This window comes from Paraburkholderia sp. DD10 (assembly GCF_049177125.1).
Classification (GTDB): Bacteria; Pseudomonadota; Gammaproteobacteria; order Burkholderiales; family Burkholderiaceae; genus Paraburkholderia; species Paraburkholderia terricola.
Map to the genome: position 1 here is coordinate 2,432,572 of NZ_CP185393.1, position 18,342 is coordinate 2,450,913.

At 62.7% G+C, this 18,342-nt stretch carries 15 protein-coding genes, 1 other RNA gene and 1 pseudogene; 10 read left to right on the top strand and 7 right to left on the bottom strand.

Features of this window, described 5'->3' with window-relative positions; all coding sequences use genetic code 11:
• Window positions 1–39: 39 nt before the first annotated feature.
• From hisC to gyrA, 5 genes are all read right to left on the bottom strand, one after another.
• Window positions 40–1,152 carry a histidinol-phosphate transaminase gene (hisC, locus tag ACOCG7_RS26195; protein ID WP_073427164.1) on the bottom strand — a complete coding sequence of 371 codons (1,113 nt, stop codon included), beginning with the start codon at window positions 1,150–1,152 and terminating at the stop codon, window positions 40–42.
• A gap of 71 nt (window positions 1,153–1,223) precedes the next feature.
• Window positions 1,224–2,306, bottom strand: a complete 1,083-nt coding sequence (gene pheA / locus ACOCG7_RS26200) for a prephenate dehydratase (protein ID WP_073427163.1) — start codon at window positions 2,304–2,306, stop codon at window positions 1,224–1,226.
• 63 nt (window positions 2,307–2,369) lie between these two features.
• Window positions 2,370–3,452 carry a 3-phosphoserine/phosphohydroxythreonine transaminase gene (serC, locus tag ACOCG7_RS26205; protein WP_073427162.1) on the bottom strand — a complete coding sequence of 361 codons (1,083 nt, stop codon included), beginning with the start codon at window positions 3,450–3,452 and terminating at the stop codon, window positions 2,370–2,372.
• Window positions 3,453–3,734: 282 nt separating this feature from the next.
• Entirely contained in the window at window positions 3,735–4,337 is a 603-nt protein-coding gene (locus ACOCG7_RS26210) for a DUF2059 domain-containing protein (protein ID WP_073427240.1), read from the bottom strand.
• Between the two features lie 123 nt (window positions 4,338–4,460).
• Window positions 4,461–7,049 (bottom strand): DNA gyrase subunit A, encoded by a 2,589-nt coding sequence (gene gyrA / locus ACOCG7_RS26215; protein ID WP_235004793.1) that lies wholly within the window; start codon window positions 7,047–7,049, stop codon window positions 4,461–4,463.
• Window positions 7,050–7,572: 523 nt separating this feature from the next.
• Here gyrA and ompA point away from each other — a divergent pair.
• The 6 genes and pseudogenes from ompA (at window position 7,573) to ACOCG7_RS26245 (ending at window position 11,316) form a co-directional block, all read left to right on the top strand.
• Complete coding sequence (ompA, locus tag ACOCG7_RS26220; RefSeq protein ID WP_073427160.1) at window positions 7,573–8,220, top strand: outer membrane protein OmpA; 648 nt, start codon at window positions 7,573–7,575, stop codon at window positions 8,218–8,220.
• Window positions 8,221–8,431: 211 nt separating this feature from the next.
• A complete protein-coding gene (gene ubiG, locus ACOCG7_RS26225) occupies window positions 8,432–9,130 on the top strand; it encodes a bifunctional 2-polyprenyl-6-hydroxyphenol methylase/3-demethylubiquinol 3-O-methyltransferase UbiG (protein ID WP_073427159.1) in 699 nt (232 codons plus the stop codon).
• Window positions 9,131–9,161: 31 nt separating this feature from the next.
• Window positions 9,162–9,875 carry a phosphoglycolate phosphatase gene (gene gph, locus ACOCG7_RS26230; protein ID WP_073427158.1) on the top strand — a complete coding sequence of 238 codons (714 nt, stop codon included), beginning with the start codon at window positions 9,162–9,164 and terminating at the stop codon, window positions 9,873–9,875.
• 124 nt (window positions 9,876–9,999) lie between these two features.
• Window positions 10,000–10,369, top strand: a transfer-messenger RNA (tmRNA) gene (ssrA, locus tag ACOCG7_RS26235).
• A 227-nt stretch (window positions 10,370–10,596) separates the two neighbouring features.
• Window positions 10,597–10,860: pseudogene (locus tag ACOCG7_RS26240) on the top strand (substrate-binding domain-containing protein); the annotation flags it as partial.
• Between the two features lie 96 nt (window positions 10,861–10,956).
• Window positions 10,957–11,316, top strand: coding sequence for a hypothetical protein (locus tag ACOCG7_RS26245; protein ID WP_073427156.1), 360 nt, complete (start codon window positions 10,957–10,959; stop codon window positions 11,314–11,316).
• Between the two features lie 90 nt (window positions 11,317–11,406).
• Here ACOCG7_RS26245 and ACOCG7_RS26250 read toward each other — a convergent pair whose 3' ends face one another.
• A complete protein-coding gene (locus tag ACOCG7_RS26250) occupies window positions 11,407–11,673 on the bottom strand; it encodes a hypothetical protein (RefSeq protein ID WP_073427155.1) in 267 nt (88 codons plus the stop codon).
• 108 nt (window positions 11,674–11,781) lie between these two features.
• Window positions 11,782–12,861, bottom strand: coding sequence for a substrate-binding domain-containing protein (locus ACOCG7_RS26255; protein ID WP_073427154.1), 1,080 nt, complete (start codon window positions 12,859–12,861; stop codon window positions 11,782–11,784).
• 133 nt (window positions 12,862–12,994) lie between these two features.
• Here ACOCG7_RS26255 and ACOCG7_RS26260 point away from each other — a divergent pair, with 133 nt between their 5' ends.
• Genes ACOCG7_RS26260 through ACOCG7_RS26275 form a run of 4 tightly spaced genes read left to right on the top strand, consistent with a single transcriptional unit; the run spans window position 12,995 to window position 18,265 of the window.
• Window positions 12,995–13,480, top strand: coding sequence for an NAD(P)H-dependent oxidoreductase subunit E (locus tag ACOCG7_RS26260; RefSeq protein WP_073427153.1), 486 nt, complete (start codon window positions 12,995–12,997; stop codon window positions 13,478–13,480).
• Window positions 13,477–15,045 carry a formate dehydrogenase beta subunit gene (locus ACOCG7_RS26265; protein ID WP_073427152.1) on the top strand — a complete coding sequence of 523 codons (1,569 nt, stop codon included), beginning with the start codon at window positions 13,477–13,479 and terminating at the stop codon, window positions 15,043–15,045. The genes ACOCG7_RS26260 and ACOCG7_RS26265 overlap by 4 nt, the downstream gene beginning before the upstream one ends.
• 15 nt (window positions 15,046–15,060) lie before the next feature.
• Window positions 15,061–18,006: a formate dehydrogenase subunit alpha gene (gene fdhF, locus ACOCG7_RS26270; protein WP_073427151.1), complete on the top strand. Its 2,946-nt coding sequence runs from the start codon at window positions 15,061–15,063 to the stop codon at window positions 18,004–18,006.
• Window positions 18,007–18,013: 7 nt separating this feature from the next.
• Window positions 18,014–18,265 carry a formate dehydrogenase subunit delta gene (locus ACOCG7_RS26275; protein WP_073427150.1) on the top strand — a complete coding sequence of 84 codons (252 nt, stop codon included), beginning with the start codon at window positions 18,014–18,016 and terminating at the stop codon, window positions 18,263–18,265.
• Window positions 18,266–18,342 lie beyond the last annotated feature (77 nt).

An 18,342-nucleotide genomic window follows, 5' to 3' on the forward strand; every position in this document is an offset into this window, starting at 1 on the left:
CCTTGATGCCAATGAGGTGCGCGGGTCAAGGATTACCGCTTAGGCGGTGGCGAGCGTTCTTTCCAGCGCCGCAAGGAACGCTTCGTTTTCTTCCGGCAGGCCGATCGTGACGCGCAACCATTGCGGCAGACCATAGTTGCCCACCGGCCGCACGATCACGCCCTGCTTCAGCAATTCGAGGTTGACACGGTTGCCGGCCGCGTCGTCGTTGCCGACGCGCACCAGCACGAAGTTGCCGTCCGACGGCACATACTCGAGACCGAGCTTGTCGAACGCTTCGGTCAGACGGCGATAGCCTTGCGCGTTCAACGCCGCGCTTTTTTCCAGAAACGCCGTGTCGTTCAGCGCCGCGATCGCCGCGGCTTGCGCCAGCGTGTTGACATTGAACGGCTGACGCAGACGATTCAGCAGATCGGTCAACTCAGGCTGCGCGATCGCAAAGCCGACACGCAAGCCCGCCAGACCGAACGCCTTCGAGAACGTGCGCGATACCAGCAGGTTCGGATAACGGCGCACCCACGCGATCGAGTCGTAGCGCTTGGCTTGCGGCAGATATTCCGTGTACGCCTCGTCGAGTACGACGGCCACGTTGCGCGGCACCTTGTCGAGAAACGCCTCGAGCTTCGGACCTTCGATAAATGTGCCAGTCGGGTTGTTCGGATTGGCGACGAAGATCAGGCGCGTGTCGTTCGTAATAGCCGCGAGCATCGCGTCGAGGTCGTGACCGTACTTGACGGCGGGCACGATGATCGCGCGCGCGCCCACGCCCTGCGTGGCCAACGCGTAGACCGCGAACGAATACTGCGCGTAGACGATCGACTGATCCTTTTCCACGAACGCGTGCGCCGCGATTTCAAGGATGTCGTTGCTGCCGTTGCCCAGCGTGATCCAGTCGGCCGGCACGCCGTAGCGTTCGCTCAGTGCCGCCTTCAACTCGAACGCATTCGCGTCCGGATAACGGCCGAGTTCGCCAGCTGCCTGCGCCATTGCGCGCTGCGCCGATTCCGGCATGCCCAGCGGGTTCTCGTTCGAGGCGAGTTTCACGATGGTCGCTTCGTCGAGGCCGAACTCACGCGCCACTTCCGAAATCGGTTTGCCCGCGACGTAGGGCGCAATCGCGCGCACATAGGAAGGGCCGAAAGACGCTGTCATGAAATCTCCGAACGATTATTAGCTAATGAGTATGCGGTTGACCTTGCAATGCCGCTGAACGCCGTTTGAAGCTATCGGGCGCGCGGGTACGAGCCCAGGATCTTCAGGAACGCGGCCTTCTCGCCAAGCTCGACGAGCGCGGCGGCGACCGACGGATCGTCCCGATGGCCTTCGACGTCGATGTAAAAGTAGTACTCCCACGTGCCGACGCGCGCCGGACGCGATTCGAAACGCGTCATCGAAACGCTGTGGCGAGCGAGCGGCTCGAGCAGCTTGAACACCGCGCCCGGCTCGTTCGCCACCGAAACGATCAGCGACGTCTGGTCATGCCCGCTCACGCCCGTGCGCTCCTTGCCGATCATCACGAAGCGGGTGCGGTTGTGCGGGTCGTCCTGGATCTGCGCATACGCGACTTGCAGACCGTAGTGCGTTGCCGCCCGATCGCCGGCGATGGCCGCGACGGTGGGATCTTCTGCCGCCATGCGCGCCGCTTCCGCGTTGCTCGACACCGCCTGGCGCTCCAGATGCGGTGCGTTCGTCGCGAGCCAGCGCTGACACTGAGCGAGCGCCTGCGCGTGCGCGCACACGCGCGTCACGCCCGCGAGATCGCCGTTTTGCGTCAACAGGTTGTGGTGAATCGGCAAAGCCAGTTCGCCGCCGATCGTCAGCTGGGTTTGCAGCAGCAGATCGAGCGTGCGCGACACCGCGCCTTCAGTGGAATTCTCGACCGGCACGACGCCGAATTCCGCGGCGCCCGCCTCGACCGAGCGAAACACTTCGTCGATCGACGGGCAAGGCAGGCCTTCGATCGACTGACCGAAGTACTCGTGCATCGCCTGTTCGCTATAGGTGCCGACCGGTCCCAGATACGCAGCCTTGATCGTCTTTTCGAGCGCGCGGCTCGCGGCCATGATCTCGCGCCAGATTGCGCTGATATGCTCGCTCGCGAGCGGGCCCTCGCTCATGTCCTGCAAGCGCGCGATCACCTGCTGTTCGCGCTCCGGGCGGAACACCGGCGCGTTGAAGTGCTTCTTCACCTCGCCCACTTCGAGCGCCACCGCCGCGCGCTGATTGAGGAGCGCAATGAGTTGCGCGTCGATCTCGTCGATACGTTCGCGAAGAGGTTTGAGTCGGGTATTGAGTTCGTCGTCCATGCTTGAAAACGGCCTTGCCGGTAGCTGCTGGAAAGATGCGCGCGCCTGAATGTCCTGACAGTTTCAGGCGCTGCGCTGTTCGAATTCCTTCATGTATTCGACAAGCGCTTTGACGCCTTCGAGCGGGACAGCGTTATAAATCGACGCCCGCATGCCGCCGACGGACTTGTGGCCCTTTAGCTGCACCATTCCCCGCGCTTTCGCGCCGGCCAGGAAATCTTCGTTGCGCGACTCGTCAGCGAGGAAAAACGGTACGTTCATCCGCGAGCGCGAGCCGCGCTCGACCTTGTTCAGATAGAAGCTGCTCGAATCGATCGCGTCATACAACAGCTTCGATTTTTCGAGGTTGCGTGCTTCGATCGCGGCTAGGCCACCCTGCTTCTTCAACCACTTGAACACCAGCCCCGCGACGTAAATCGCATAGGTGGGCGGCGTGTTATACATCGAATTATTCTCGGCAACGATCTTCCATTCGAATGCCGACGGACAAATCGCTTGCGCGCGATTGAGCATGTCTTCGCGCACGATCACGACCGTCACGCCCGCCATGCCGATGTTCTTCTGCGCACCGCCGAAGAGCACGCCGTACTTGGCGATGTCCATGGGACGCGACAGGATGTGCGACGATGCGTCGGCCACGAGCGGAATATCGCCGAGATCGGGAATTTCGAAAGTTTCGACGCCGTGGATGGTCTCGTTCGTGCACAGATGCACATAAGCCGGATCGTCCGACAACTGCCATTCCGAACGCTTCGGCGCGCGCGTGAAACCGTCGGCCGTTTGGCCGCTCGCAGCCAGATGCACGGTGCCGTACTTTTGCGCTTCCTTGAAAGACTTTTGCGACCACGAGCCGGTGACGACGAAATCCGCGCGCGGCTTCGCGCCCATCAGATTCATCGGCACGATCGCGTTTTCACCCAGACCGCCACCTTGCAGGAACAGGATGCGATGGCTCGCCGGCACCTCGAGCAACTCACGCAGATCGACGAGCGCTTCCTCGTGGATCGACATGAACTCTTTGCCGCGATGGCTCATCTCCATCACGCTCATGCCGCTGCCTTGCCAATCGAGCATCTCGTCGGCAGCCTGACGCAGCACTTCTTCTGGCATGGCCGCGGGGCCCGCGGAGAAATTAAAGACGCGCATCGTGAGATCCTGGAAGCAGGCGCGAAAACGGGAAATCGCGCAAAAAAACGGCGAAGCTGGGAGCCGCGAAGGCAACCATCATGAAGCTGACAACGCGATCCTGACGACCGCATCGCCAATAATTCCGCGCCGAAAAGAAAATGGCCGTTCGCGCTTGTGCGCAAACAGCCATTATCGCATTGTCGCCGCCAACCCGCCAAACCCCGCATGCCGTATAGCTTGCCGGGCGGCGGCTAGCGCGACATCAGCGCAGCCTTTCGACCTTTAGCTTGCCTGGCAGGCTTACTTCGCCGGCTTGACCGAAGCGACTTCCTTGTCGGCCTGGTCACGCGTTGCCTTGATCGATTGCGGCATGTACTTTTGCATGAGACCGTTCACGACGTCGCGGCCAACCTGGTCTTGCACCTGGATGAACTTGCGGCCGGTCGGGCTCTTGTAGAACGCGGTCAGGTCCTTGATTTCCGACGTGCTGTAGTACTTCGCGTATGCGTCGTATTGAGCTTGCATCGCGTCCTGACGGAAGCTGTCGGTTGCGAACACCTGGCCCGCGCCGTCAACCAGCTTCGGCACCGCATTTTTTTGCAGCGCCGGGACGGAAGCCTGCTTCTGCTTGTCCGTCATCGTCTTGTTTTCGCTCAGGGCGTCCGACAGGATGGCCGGAACCAGTTGCTTGGCTTGCATCTGCGCGCTGTTGCCAATTGCGCCGACGAGCTTCTGCGCGTCGATTGCGTCCAGCAGTTCCTTGATGGCAGCCTGCTTGGCCGGATCAACCGGTGCCGCGGCAGCAGCCGGCGCCGCCGGAGCCTGGCTCTGAAGCGCTTGAGCCATGGCAAGGGTCGGCACGAAAGCAGCCAGCAACATCAGTTGTTTGAATCGTTTTTGCATCATTACTCCCTAATAGAAATGAACTTGAACTGCGAGCTGCGCGAGACGCGTATCGGCCCGACACGCCATTATTCTCCGCGCAGCTTTCAACTCGTTACTGAGACTGAAAGCAGCCGACGCGGATCAAACCGCATCGCCATTTTCACCGCCGTTGTCGCCTTCGGCTGGACCTTCGACGTCGGCTTCCACATCGACATCCGCTTCCGCCTCAGCAACCTGTTGCAGACCTGAAAGCTTGGTCCCTTCGTCAAGGCTGATGAGTGTAACACCTTGGGTTGCGCGTCCCATTTCTCGAATTTCCGACACACGCGTGCGGATCAGCACACCAGTAGTCGTGATCAGCATGATCTGCGCCTCCTGGTCCACCAGCGTGGCGGCGACGACCTTGCCGTTGCGCTCCGACGTCTGGATTGCGATCATGCCCTTCGTACCGCGCCCATGACGCGTGTACTCGGTGATCGGGGTGCGCTTGCCGAAACCGTTCTCGGTTGCGGTCAGCACCGACTGCTGCTCGTCGCCCGCCACCAGCAGCGCGATCACGCTCTGGCCGTCTTCGAGCTGCATGCCGCGCACGCCGCGCGCCTCACGGCCCATCGGCCGCACGTCGTTCTCGTCGAAACGAACCGCCTTGCCCGAATCGGAGAACAGCATCACGTCGTGCTGGCCGTCCGTGATGGCCGCGCCGATCAGGTAGTCGCCGTCATCCAGACCGACCGCAATAATACCCTTGCGCAACGGTCGGCTAAAGGCTTCCAGCGGGGTCTTCTTTACCGTTCCCAAGGCGGTGGCCATGAAGACGAACTTGTCGGCCGAGAACTCCTTGACCGGCAGCACGACCGTAATCTTTTCGCCTTCCTGCAGCGGGAACATATTGACGATCGGCCGGCCGCGCGAATTCCGCGAACCCTGCGGCACTTCGTAGACCTTGACCCAATAAACACGGCCGCGATTCGAGAAGCACAGAATGTGATCATGCGTGTTGGCGATGAAGAGCGTGTCGATCCAGTCGTCTTCCTTCATGGAAGTGGCCTGCTTGCCGCGACCACCGCGTTTCTGAGCGCGATATTCGGACAACGGCTGCGATTTCACGTAGCCGGTATGCGACATGGTCACGACCATTTCCTGCGGCGTGATCAGATCTTCGGTGTTCAACTCGGTTGCGTTCAACTCGATCTTCGAGCGGCGCGCGTCGCCGAATTCGGCTTTGACCGACGTCAGTTCGTCGACGATGATCGCCGTAATGCGTTCCGGGCGGGCCAGAATGTCCAGCAAGTCGGCGATTTGCGCCATTACTTCGCGGTATTCGCCGATGATTTTGTCCTGCTCCAGACCCGTCAGGCGTTGCAGACGCATCTGCAGGATTTCCTGAGCCTGGGTATCGGAGAGACGGTAGAGTCCGTCGGACTGCATGCCGAAGGACGGATTCAATCCGTCCGGACGATAGGCTTCGCGACCACCGGCCGACGCGTTTTCCGTCTCGGCACGCGCCAACATCTCGCGCACCAGCGACGAATCCCACGGACGCGCCATCAATTCCTGTTTGGCGATCGGAGGAGTTGGTGCGGCCTTGATGATCGCGATGAACTCGTCGATGTTGGCGAGCGCCACCGCGAGGCCCTCGAGCACGTGGCCGCGTTCGCGGGCCTTACGCAGTTCGTATACAGTGCGCCGCGTCAGCACTTCCCGGCGATGCGACAGGAAGCACGACAGCATTTCCTTCAGGTTCAGCAGCTTCGGCTGGCCATCGACCAGCGCGACCATGTTCATGCCGAACGTGTCCTGGAGCTGGGTGGCCTTGTACAGATTGTTGAGCACCACCTCGGGCACTTCGCCGCGCTTGAGTTCGATCACGACGCGCATGCCGCTCTTGTCCGACTCGTCGCGGATGTCGGAGATGCCTTCGAGCTTCTTTTCGTTGACCAGTTCGGCGATGCGCTCCAGAAGCGAGCGCTTGTTCACCTGATACGGCAACTCGTCGACGATGATCGCCATGCGCTGGCCGCGATCGATTTCCTCGAAGTGCGTGAGCGCGCGCATCACCACGCGGCCACGGCCCGTGCGGTAGCCGTCGCGCACGCCGGCCACGCCGTAGATGATGCCGGCGGTCGGGAAATCAGGCGCCGGGACGATCTCGATCAGTTCGTCGATCGTGGCTTCCGGGTTCTTGAGCAGATGCTGGCACGCGTCGACGACCTCGTTGAGGTTGTGCGGCGGGATATTGGTCGCCATGCCGACCGCGATGCCGGACGAGCCATTGATCAGCAGATTGGGGATGCGCGCCGGCAGAATGGCCGGTTCGTTTTCGCTGCCATCGTAGTTCGGCGTGAAGTCGACCGTTTCCTTGTCGATGTCGGCCAGCAGTTCGTGGCCTATCTTCGCCATGCGGATTTCGGTGTACCGCATGGCCGCGGCGTTGTCGCCGTCGACCGAACCGAAGTTGCCTTGGCCGTCCACCAGCATGTAGCGCAGCGAAAAATCCTGCGCCATCCGGACGATGGTGTCGTAGACAGCGGTGTCGCCGTGCGGGTGATATTTACCGATCACATCGCCGACGATACGCGCCGACTTCTTGTAAGCCCGGTTCCAGTCGTTGTTGAGCTCGTGCATGGCGTACAGCACGCGCCGGTGCACCGGCTTCAGGCCATCGCGAACATCGGGAAGCGCACGCCCCACGATCACGCTCATCGCGTAATCGAGATACGAACGGCGCATTTCCTCCTCTAGGGAGATTGGCAGAGTCTCTTTGGCGAATTGATCCATTATCCGTATCTTTTACGTGCCAAGGCGGCAGTAAACCGCGCCTTCGCGTAAGCATTGCAGGCGCAACGCATCACGCGATTCTAACATGCCGCGTATTCCGCCCTGGCGCGGGTACGTATACCTATTAGCGGGCGCGCGTGAAGAGCGCGCCGCCGCCCCACTTTCGAGCCGAAGCAGGCTCGAATTGTGCGTGGCGCAATCCGCCGCTGAGCCATGACTGGCGGCCCGTCCAGGCGATTGCTTTTGTTGCGCATGCACCACAATTGGAGGGCGATTCGATCGGGGGCGGATTTTTTTATCGTCGGAAGGGAACGATATGGCAAAATGCCAACGCACAAAGAGTTAGACACTGCTCGAAGTCTACACAGCACCTTTTTTGTTCTGCACCGATGTTATACTTCGAGCAATGTATGACTTGTCTTCGTCAACAGGCTCGCAGTAAACCTGCGGTAATCTCAATTTCGAGAGGAGAAATATGAATAAACTTTCAAAGCTCGCGTTCATTGCAGCTACCGCGGTTATGGCTGCATCCGCCATGGCACAGTCGGTGCCGGCGTCGCGACAAGCTACGAACGACAACTGGGTGAATGGTACCGGCGAATACGTGTGGATGAACGGCACGAACGAACTCTGCTGGCGCGATGCATTCTGGACGCCGGCAACGGCCAACGCCAAGTGCGACGGCGCCCTGGTTGCTCAGGCTCCGACGCCGCCGGCTCCGGTCGCACCCGCACCGGCCATCACCAGCCAAAAGATCACGTATCAAGCTGACGCACTGTTCGACTTCGACAAGGCGATCCTGAAGCCGGCAGGCAAGGAAAAGCTGAACGATCTCGCATCGAAGATCCAAGGCCTGAACCTGGAAGTCGTCGTCGCAACGGGTTACACGGACCGCATCGGTTCGGACAAGTACAACGACCGTCTGTCGCTGCGCCGCGCTCAAGCTGTCAAGGCATACCTGGTCAGCAAGGGCATCGAATCCAACCGTATCTATACGGAAGGCAAGGGCAAGCGCAACCCGGTCACGACCGGCTGCAACCAGAAGAACCACAAGCAACTCGTCGCCTGCCTCGCACCGGATCGTCGCGTGGAAGTCGAAGTTGTCGGTACTTCGAAGCAGTAAGCTACAAATTACCGCAGTATCGAAAAGCCCCGCTTCGGCGGGGCTTTTTTTGTGTCTGCCCTCTGCGGCGCCAGCCGGTTCCCGAAACGCGGGCGCAATGCCTCCTCTAAATGCTTCGTGGCGCCGATGGACGGCATTTTGCCGCCTCGCCCCTCCGCCTATATACTCACGGTTTATCCTCGAGCACCCTCTCATCGAGGCAGCTTTCGCCATGACCAACGCCGATCCCCACGAACTACAGAAATTTAGCGATCTAGCGCATCGTTGGTGGGACCCGAATGCCGAATTCAAACCGCTGCACGAACTTAACCCGATTCGCCTGAGCTGGATCGACGCCCATGCACATTTGCCCGGCAAGAACGTTCTGGACATCGGCTGCGGCGGAGGCATTTTGTCGGAATCCATGGCAGGACTGGGCGCGCACGTTAAAGGCATCGATTTGTCGAACCAGGCGCTCGGCGTCGCCGATCTTCACAGCCTTGAAAGCGGCGTAACGGTTAGTTACGAAGAAATCGCCGCCGAGGCACTCGCAGCCCGCGAACCGGGAACCTACGACGTCGTTACCTGCATGGAAATGCTGGAGCACGTACCGCAGCCGGCCGCCATTGTCGAGGCATGCAAGACACTGGTGAAACCCGGCGGCTGGGTGTTCTTCTCAACGCTGAACCGCAATGTGAAGTCGTACCTGTTCGCTGTGATCGGCGCCGAATACATCGCGCGAATGCTACCGAAGGGCACCCATGACTACGCGCGCTTCATCCGCCCGTCGGAATTGGCGGGTTTCGTGCGCGCCGCCGGCCTGCGCACGGCCGATATCAAGGGCATTGTCTACAATCCGCTCAGCAAGCATTTCACGCTGTCCGCCGACACGAGCGTGAACTACATGCTCGCCTGCCGCCGCGACGTCTGATCCGCCCCGACCCGCCGGACCTGGACTATTAATGAGCGATCCCACGCCCCTGCCCCAACGCGAAGACAACGACGATGCGCTCGGTCTTTGCCAGGCCGTACTGTTTGACCTGGACGGCACCTTGGCCGACACGGCGCCTGATCTCGCGGCGGCCGTCAACAAAATGCGACATGATCGCGGCCTCGCGATGGTGCCGCTCGAAAACCTCCGCCCACTTGCTTCCGCGGGAGCGCGCGGGCTGATCTGCGGCGCGTTCGGGATTGGCCCGGAGGATCACGAGTTCGCCTCGATGCGGGAAGAATTCCTCGCTAACTACGAAGCCGACCTGTGCATCGAGACCACGCTGTTTCCGGGCATTCCCGAATTACTCGACGAACTCGATGCACGAGGCGTGCGCTGGGGCGTCGTCACGAACAAGGTCGCGCGGCTCACCGAGCCGTTGATCGCGCAACTCGGCCTCGAGGAGCGCGCGGGCTGCGTGGTGAGCGGCGACACGACGGCGCATTCGAAGCCGCACCCTGCACCTTTGCTGCACGCCGCGCGCGAACTGGACGTGGTGCCCGAGCGCATTGTCTACGTTGGCGACGACCTGCGCGACGTGCAAGCGGGCTTCGCCGCCGGCATGAAGACGGTGGCGGCCGCGTACGGTTACTGCGGCGACGACATTCCGCCGACGCAATGGCACGCACAACACGTCGTGCAATCACCGGCTGAATTGCAAAGACTGCTGCGCGAGATCGGCTAACATGCGCGCGGACTGCGCTGCGGCCGCGACAGCACAAGGCCGCGCCGCAAACAATCAGCGAGGACGCGGCGTTCAAACTATTGTAAAATTGCTGTTGGCCCATAAGTACTGGGCAACGAACCGCGGGGGCGACCTGGTTTCGACAGGGGTTGCGAAGCGGCTAGGGCATGTCGAGGACCCGTCACCTCGTTAATCAATGGGAAAAACGTAACTGCAAACGACGATACGTTCGCACTGGCAGCCTAAGGGCCGCCGTCCTCTGCCTAGTTCACTGACGGGCTAGAGTCGCAAGACCGGTAGCAATACCGACAGAGGTCATATACGTCAGTTAAGCCTTGGCGGTGTCACGACGTCCGGGTCGAAAATCTAGTGAATCGCCGTAGTGCAGCGTGTTCGTCCGCGTCGCTGCGGTTAAATCAAAAGACTGAACTAAACATGTAGAACTGGTCGTAGAGTGCTTCTGGACGCGGGTTCGATTCCCGCCGCCTCCACCAAATTCTGTTCCAGCAGAGTCCTAGAACCCGCGATAGCTTTTGCTTCGCGGGTTTTTTGCTGCCTGTCGCTGTCCTTCCCGCCGGCCACCCGCTCTGCCTGGCCGCCGCAACAAACCCGGGTTCACAAAACACCGCTCATGATGGAAGATGCGCCGCATCCGCGCGCGCGCCGCCGCCCACACGACGCATTTCTCATAGTCCATTCTCCAGTTCTGTCCCAAGGCGACCGTGTCCCCGATCGGCTCGTCGTCGCGAACGGCGAATATCATTTGGGCTTTCAGCAGGTCAGCGAGTCGCTTCCGGTGCCAACCCAGCACCAGTTCGTCGGCAAGATTCCGGAACCGCTGCAGTCGGTCACGCGCTACGCCGCCCACATTCCCACCCGCACGCGGCATCCGCAGGAAGCGCGGCAATTGCTGCAGCTTCTCGCCTCGCCCGAAGCCGCCGCCGACATCGCCGGAACCGGTCTCGACCCGCCGAACAAGAAGTGAATGGAATAAACGGCAACGCTCGATCGTTTGTACGTCACGCGCGGCCGCACGCCGCGTTCCGCGCGAGACCAACACCAAAATTCAGGAGCCGACAACATGCGCAAGACTCTCTTCTGCCTCGCCCTTCTCGCACTGCAGCAGACGGCGTTCGCCGAGGCGCCGAAAGTCGTCGACGGCCGCTTCGTCACCGCCGACGGCATGACGCTTTACACCTTCGACAAGGACACCACGCCTGGCGTGAGCGCCTGCACTGGCGGCTGCGTGAATTATTGGCCCGCGGCAACAGCTAGCCCATCGGACAAGCCATCGGGCGACTGGACGCTGATTCCCGGCGCCGACGGCAAGCAGCAGTGGGCGTACAAGGGCCGTCCGCTCTATCGCTACGCGGCCGATAAGCAGGCGGGCGATACGAAGGGAGACGGCTTCAAGGACGTGTGGCATACGGCGAAGCCCTGAACGAGCGTCAGTCCCAAACAGCCAGGCAGTACGCCCAAACGCAAAACGCCGGCAGAACGCCGGCGTTTCGCCAACAAACAGAACCCCCGCTTACTCGTCTTTCGGACACTGCAGGTTGCAGCCGTTCGGGTCGCCCATGTCGCCGCGCTTGCGCTTGGCCGACTTGTTGCCGTGCTGATATTTGTCCGAAGGCGCGGATGCGGCGAACGGCATTTGCGGATGTTCCGCGAGGCGGAACTCGTCCTGCAAGATGCCGCCCGGCACACCGGGCGAATTCTGTGCAAAGGCAACCGAAGCAGTGGCGACCAGCACACCGGCCGTCGCGGCGGCAACGCATGCGTGAAGAAATACTTTCATGTCGATTCAGCGCGTTCGCGCGCGGTTAGGGTCAAAGCGGAAAGCTGAGAGAGTATCCCAAACGGACACCCCGCGCAGTGCCCAACCCTGCTTTATGTTTACAACGGCTTACGCCGCGGCTTCGCCGAGTCCAAACTCCAGGTCGAGCAGCTTGCCGCAGTCGCGCGGATCGTAGCCTTCGAGGTGGTCGACGCTCTGCCGGAACGCCGCGCCGCGCAGCAATTCGATCACCGTCGCGAGCGGCCCGCGCTCGAGCCGCGCGCGGTCGCACGCGAAGTAATAGTCTTCGTCGACGACCGGAATGAAGTCGAGCCCGAAATGATGCGCGGCGGGCTCCACGCCGAAGCCCGCATCCGCCATGCCGCTCGCCACGAACGCCGCGATCGCCGAGTGCGTGAGCTCGGTCGACGCATAGCCGTTGACGCGATCCGGATCGACCCCGACTTTGCGTAGCGCAAGATCGAGCAGCATGCGCGTGCCCGAGCCGGGCTGGCGAGTGACGAAGCGAATATCGTCGCGCGCGAGATCGCTCAGGCCGCCGATTCCCTTCGGATTGCCCTTGCCGAGGAAGAGCCCCTGCTTGCGCCGCGTCAGATGCACGAGCACATGACGCTGCGGATCCAGCCAGCGCCGATAGGTATCGGCACAGACCGCGCGAAACTCGCCGAGCGGCAAATGAAAGCCGGCCAGATCGCATTCGCCGCGCGAGAGCGCAATGACCGAGTCGGCGCTGTCGCGGTACTTGATATCGACCGGCAGATCGTTGGCGACCAACGTCGTGACGAGCGCGGCCACCGCGTAGCCATGCGACGCGTGAATGCGCACGTTCTCGGTGGGCGGCGCGAGCCAGCGGTTCAGATCGCTTGCCACCTCGCTCGCGAGCGCCCGCATGTTGCCGTCGAGCCGCTCGCCGCACAGACGTTGCGCGCGCAGCACCGCTTGCCCGAGTTCGGAGAGCACGGAGCCGCGGCCGCGTTCCTTCGCGATCAGAGGGCCGCCCAAACGCTCCTCGATACCACGCAGCAAACCCCACGCGTGACGGTAGGACAAACCCTTAAGCGTCGCCGCCTGCGCGATGCTGCCGGACTCGTCCACCAACGCGAGCAGCGGCACCACGTCCGACAGGCTTACCTCCCGGCCGTCCGGACCCTTCACCACCAGTTGTGCCTGGCACTCTATCCTGATCATATATGCTCAATCATTTCCTATTGCGCAAGCCGTTCCTGCCGCATATCGTTGGGTATCTTATATATCTAACAAGCCATACGTGCACGCATTATGAATCACAAGTGCATATATATGACTTTGGAGGAGCCCCCACTTGGACGATTCAAACGCCATCGCGCCGGAGCAGATCGTGCAGCGTCACGCACAACCGGGAATGTCGCTGCTAGCGGTACTGCACGCGATTCAGGACGAACTCGGCTACGTGCCGCCTGACACGGTCGCGCCGCTCGCACGAGCGATGAACCTGTCGCGCGCGGAAGTGCACGGCGTCATCACCTACTACCACCACTTTCGCACGCATCCCGCCGCGCCTGTCACGGTGCAACTGTGCCGCGCCGAGGCATGCCGCAGCATGGGCACCGAAGCGCTCGCGCAGCATATCGAGGCGCATACCGGTTGTCGATTCGACGCGGAGCATCAGCATGATGCGACGGTCGAACTGGAATCGGTGTACTGCCTCGGCCAGTGCGCGCTGTCACCGGCGCTGATGCTCAACGGCACCTTGCACGCCAGGGTCACGCCGCAGAAGTTCGACGCCATCTTCGCGGCCGCCAGCAAATGTGTGGAGGTGACGGCATGACGCGCATCTACGTTCCCTGCGACTCCTCCGCGCTGGCGCTCGGCGCCGATGCGCTTGCCGAAGCAATCGCGGCCGAGGCTGCACGCCGCGGCATCGAAATCGAACTGGTTCGCAACGGGTCGCGCGGCCTGCTGTGGCTCGAGCCGCTCGTCGAGGTCGCAACCGCGGCAGGCCGCATCGGCTACGCGAACATCGAGGCGAGCGACGTCGCGGCGCTCTTCGACGCCGGCTTCGTGGAAGGCGGCGAGCATGCGCGGCGCGTCGGCGTGGTCGACGACATTCCCTACCTGAAGAAGCAGCAGCGCCTGACCTTCGCGCGCATCGGCATCACCGATCCGCTTTCGATCGACGACTACGCCGCTCACGGCGGCCTCGAAGGTCTGCGCAACGCATTGCAAACCGACGGCGACGCCGCCTGCGAAGCCTTGATCGAATCCGGTCTGCGCGGCCGCGGCGGCGCGGCCTTCCCGGCCGGCATCAAATGGCGCACGGTGCGCGGCGCCAAGGCGGCGCAGAAGTACATCGTCTGCAATGCGGACGAGGGCGACTCCGGCACCTTCTCCGATCGCCTCGTGATGGAAAGCGATCCCTACGTGCTGATCGAAGGGATGATCATCGCGGGCGTTGTGACCGGCGCGACGGTCGGCTACATCTACGTGCGCAGCGAATATCCGCATTCGATCGCGACGCTCGAAGCCGCGATCGCCAAGGCGCGCGCCGCCGGCTGGCTCGGCGACAGCGTGCTCGGCTCGGCGCATCGCTTCGACCTGTTCGTGGCGAAGGGCGCCGGCGCTTACGTGTGCGGCGAGGAAACCGCGCTGCTCGAATCGCTCGAAGGCAAACGCGGCATCGTGCGCACGAAGCCGCCGGTGCCCGCGCTCGTCGGTCTGTACGGCCAGCCCACGGTGATCAACAACGTCATCACGCTCGCCACCGTGCCGATCATCTTCGCGCGCGGCGCGGCGTTCTACAAAGACTTCGGCATGGGCCGTTCGCGCGGCACGCTGCCGTTCCAGCTCGCCGGCAACGTGAAGCAAGGCGGCCTGGTCGAACTCGCGTTCGGCGTGACGCTGCGCGAACTGCTGTACGACTACGGCGGCGGCACGGCAAGCGGCCGGCCGGCGCGCGCGGTGCAGGTGGGCGGCCCGCTCGGCACGTATCTGCCGGAAAGCCAGTGGGACATTCCGATGGACTACGAGGCGTATGCGGCGGTCGGCGCGGTGGTCGGCCACGGCGGCCTCGTCGTGCATGACGACACGTCGAACCTCGCCGAACTCGCGCAGTACGCGATGCATTTCTGCGCGCTCGAATCCTGCGGCAAGTGCACGCCATGCCGGATCGGCTCGACGCGCGGCGTCGAGGTGATCGCACGGATCCGCAACGGCGATACCTCCACGCGGCAAGTGCAGTTGCTGCGCGATCTGTGCGACACGATGGTGTCCGGATCGCTGTGCGCGATGGGCGGCATGACGCCGTTCCCGGTTCTCTCCGCGCTCGACCATTTCCCCGAAGACTTCGGTCTCGCCAACCTAGACGATAGCGCGCCCAAAGCGGCCGCGGCCTGACCCAGGAGCCCCACCATGTCCGACATGCTCAACTCCCCTGCCGGCGGCTGCGGCTCCGGCAACTGCGCGTGCAAATCGCAAGCGCAACAACGCGCGACCCGCTCGGTGTACGACGACACCGACTACGGCACGCCGGCGCGCCACGCCGACATCGACGTCACGCTCGAAATCGACGGCCAGTCGATCACCGTTCCAGCGGGCACTTCGGTGATGCGCGCCGCCGCCGAGGCCGGCGTGAACGTGCCGAAGCTCTGTGCGACCGATTCGCTCGAACCGTTCGGCTCGTGCCGTCTGTGTCTGGTCGAGATCGAAGGCAAGCGCGGCTATCCCGCGTCGTGCACGACGCCGGTCGAAGCCGGCATGAAGGTCCGTACGCAAACGGATCGTCTGCAATCGCTGCGCCGCAACGTGATGGAGCTGTACATCTCCGATCACCCGCTCGATTGCCTCACCTGCCCCGCCAACGGCGACTGCGAACTGCAGGACATGGCGGGCGTGACCGGCTTGCGCGAAGTGCGCTACGGCTTCGACGGCGCGAATCACCTGAAGGACAAGAAAGACGAATCGAATCCGTACTTCACGTATGACCCGTCGAAGTGCATCGTCTGCAATCGCTGCGTGCGCGCGTGCGAGGAAACGCAAGGCACGTTCGCGCTGACCATCGCCGGGCGCGGTTTCGAATCGCGCGTGGCGGCGAGCGAAAACAAGCCGTTCATGGACTCGGAATGCGTGTCGTGCGGCGCGTGCGTCGCCGCGTGCCCGACCGCAACCCTGCAGGAGAAAACCGTCATCATGCTCGGCCAGGCCGAGCACTCGGTCATCACCACTTGCGCGTATTGCGGCGTCGGCTGCTCGTTCAAGGCGGAGATGAAGGGCAACGAGGTCGTGCGCATGGTGCCGCACAAGAACGGCGCGGCCAACGAAGGCCACGCCTGCGTGAAGGGCCGCTTCGCCTGGGGCTATGCAACGCACAAGGACCGCATCACCAAGCCGATGATCCGCGCGAAGATCACCGACCCGTGGCGCGAAGTCAGCTGGGAAGAAGCGCTCAACTACGCGGCTTCGGAGTTCCGCCGCATTCAGGCGAAGTACGGCCGCGATTCGATCGGCGGCATCACGTCGTCGCGTTGCACGAACGAGGAAACCTATCTCGTGCAAAAGCTCGTGCGCGCCGCGTTCGGCAACAACAACGTGGACACCTGCGCGCGCGTGTGCCACTCGCCCACCGGCTACGGCCTGAAGACCACGCTCGGCGAATCGGCGGGCACGCAGACCTTCGCCTCGGTCGACAAAGCCGACGTCATCGTTGTAATCGGTGCGAATCCGACCGACGGCCATCCGGTGTTCGGCTCGCGTCTGAAGCGCCGCGTGCGTGAGGGCGCGAAGCTGATCGTCGTCGATCCGCGCCGCATCGATATCGTCGATACGGCGCACGTGAAGGCCTCGCATCATCTGCAATTGCGCCCCGGCACCAACGTGGCCGTCGTGAATGCGCTGGCTCACGTGATCGTGACCGAAGGCTTGCTGAACGAAGCGTTCGTCGCCGAGCGTTGCGACACGCGCGCCTTCCAGCAATGGCGCGATTTCGTGGCGCTGCCGGAGAACGCGCCGGAAGCGACCGAGCAAGTCACCGGCGTGCCGGCGCAAGCCGTGCGCGAAGCCGCCCGCATCTACGCCACCGGCGGCAACGCCGCGATCTACTACGGCCTCGGCGTCACCGAACACGCGCAAGGTTCGACCACGGTGATGGGCATCGCGAATCTGGCGATGGCCACCGGCAACATCGGCCGCGAAGGCGTGGGCGTGAATCCGCTGCGCGGTCAGAACAACGTGCAGGGCTCGTGCGACATGGGCTCGTTCCCGCATGAGTTGCCGGGCTACCGCCACATCAGCGACACGGTCACGCGCACGCTGTTCGAGCAAGCGTGGAACGTCACGCTGCAGCCGGAACCGGGTCTGCGCATTCCGAACATGTTCGACGCGGCGCTCGACGGCAGCTTCATGGGCCTGTACTGCCAGGGCGAGGACATCGTGCAGTCCGACCCGAACACGCATCATGTATCGGCGGCGCTGTCGTCGATGGAATGCATCGTCGTGCAGGATATTTTCCTGAACGAGACCGCCAAGTACGCGCACGTGCTGCTGCCGGGTTCGTCGTTCCTCGAAAAGGACGGCACCTTCACCAACGCGGAGCGCCGCATTTCGCGCGTGCGCAAGGTGATGCCGCCGCTGCCGGGTTACGCGGACTGGGAAGTGACCATACTGCTCGCGCGTGCGCTCGGCTACGAGATGGACTACACGCATCCGTCGCAGATCATGGACGAGATCGCGCGTCTCACGCCGACTTTCCACGGCGTCTCGTACAAGAAGCTCGACGAGCTCGGCAGCATTCAGTGGCCGTGCAACGAGAACGCACCGGACGGCACGCCGACCATGCACATCGACACCTTCGTGCGCGGCAAGGGCAAGTTCGTCATCACGAAGTTCATCGCGTCGCCGGAAAAGGTCACGCGCAAGTTCCCGCTGCTGCTCACGACGGGCCGCATCCTGTCGCAGTACAACGTGGGCGCGCAAACGCGCCGCACCGAGAACTCGCGCTGGCACGACGAGGACCGGCTGGAAATCCATCCGCACGATGCCGAGGAACGCGGCATCAAGATGGACGACTGGGTCGGCATCGAATCGCGTGCGGGGCAGACCGTGCTGCGCGCGAAAATCACTGAACGGATGCAGCCGGGCGTCGTCTACACGACGTTCCACTTCCCCGAATCGGGCGCGAACGTGATCACCACCGAGAGCTCGGACTGGGCAACCAACTGCCCGGAATACAAGGTGACCGCGGTGCAGGTGATGCCGGTCGAACAGCCGTCGCAATGGCAGAAGGACTACTCGCGCTTCAACACCGAGCAGCTGGATCTGCTGAAGCATCGCGAGTTGGCCAACGTGACGTCGGGCAAGTGAGGCGAGCATGGACAAGCAGAACCTGATCGACATGGCGAACCGGATCGGCGAGTTTTTCGAGTCGATGCCGGATCACGACGAAGCACTCGCCGGCGTCGCCGATCATATCCACCGCTTCTGGGAGCCGCGCATGCGGCGCGCATTGCTGGCGTCGCTGGATCACCCGGACGCCGACGGCATTGCGATGTCGGCGATCGTCAAGGAAGCGCTCGTCAAGCATCGTGAGGCGCTGACGCCGGCTGCGCCCGCCACGGCCTGAGCAGGCGCGGCTGTCGCCATGTTTTGGCGCAAGCGGGCGGCAATTGCCGCCCGCCCGTCACCCCACCGCAACCCACC

What these genes read in the sequence shown, in the direction of transcription:
- ACOCG7_RS26245 (WP_073427156.1), top strand. Translation starts at nt 10,957, where the DNA reads ATGCGCAAGACTCTCTTCTGCCTCGCCCTTCTCGCACTGCAGCAGACG.
- ompA (WP_073427160.1), top strand. Translation starts at nt 7,573, where the DNA reads ATGAATAAACTTTCAAAGCTCGCGTTCATTGCAGCTACCGCGGTTATG.
- ACOCG7_RS26210 (WP_073427240.1), bottom strand. Translation starts at nt 4,337, where the DNA reads ATGCAAAAACGATTCAAACAACTGATGTTGCTGGCTGCTTTCGTGCCG.
- ACOCG7_RS26250 (WP_073427155.1), bottom strand. Translation starts at nt 11,673, where the DNA reads ATGAAAGTATTTCTTCACGCATGCGTTGCCGCCGCGACGGCCGGTGTG.
- gph (WP_073427158.1), top strand. Translation starts at nt 9,162, where the DNA reads ATGAGCGATCCCACGCCCCTGCCCCAACGCGAAGACAACGACGATGCG.
- ACOCG7_RS26275 (WP_073427150.1), top strand. Translation starts at nt 18,014, where the DNA reads ATGGACAAGCAGAACCTGATCGACATGGCGAACCGGATCGGCGAGTTT.
- hisC (WP_073427164.1), bottom strand. Translation starts at nt 1,152, where the DNA reads ATGACAGCGTCTTTCGGCCCTTCCTATGTGCGCGCGATTGCGCCCTAC.
- gyrA (WP_235004793.1), bottom strand. Translation starts at nt 7,049, where the DNA reads ATGCGCCGTTCGTATCTCGATTACGCGATGAGCGTGATCGTGGGGCGT.
- pheA (WP_073427163.1), bottom strand. Translation starts at nt 2,306, where the DNA reads ATGGACGACGAACTCAATACCCGACTCAAACCTCTTCGCGAACGTATC.
- ubiG (WP_073427159.1), top strand. Translation starts at nt 8,432, where the DNA reads ATGACCAACGCCGATCCCCACGAACTACAGAAATTTAGCGATCTAGCG.
- serC (WP_073427162.1), bottom strand. Translation starts at nt 3,452, where the DNA reads ATGCGCGTCTTTAATTTCTCCGCGGGCCCCGCGGCCATGCCAGAAGAA.
- ACOCG7_RS26255 (WP_073427154.1), bottom strand. Translation starts at nt 12,861, where the DNA reads ATGATCAGGATAGAGTGCCAGGCACAACTGGTGGTGAAGGGTCCGGAC.
- fdhF (WP_073427151.1), top strand. Translation starts at nt 15,061, where the DNA reads ATGTCCGACATGCTCAACTCCCCTGCCGGCGGCTGCGGCTCCGGCAAC.
- ACOCG7_RS26265 (WP_073427152.1), top strand. Translation starts at nt 13,477, where the DNA reads ATGACGCGCATCTACGTTCCCTGCGACTCCTCCGCGCTGGCGCTCGGC.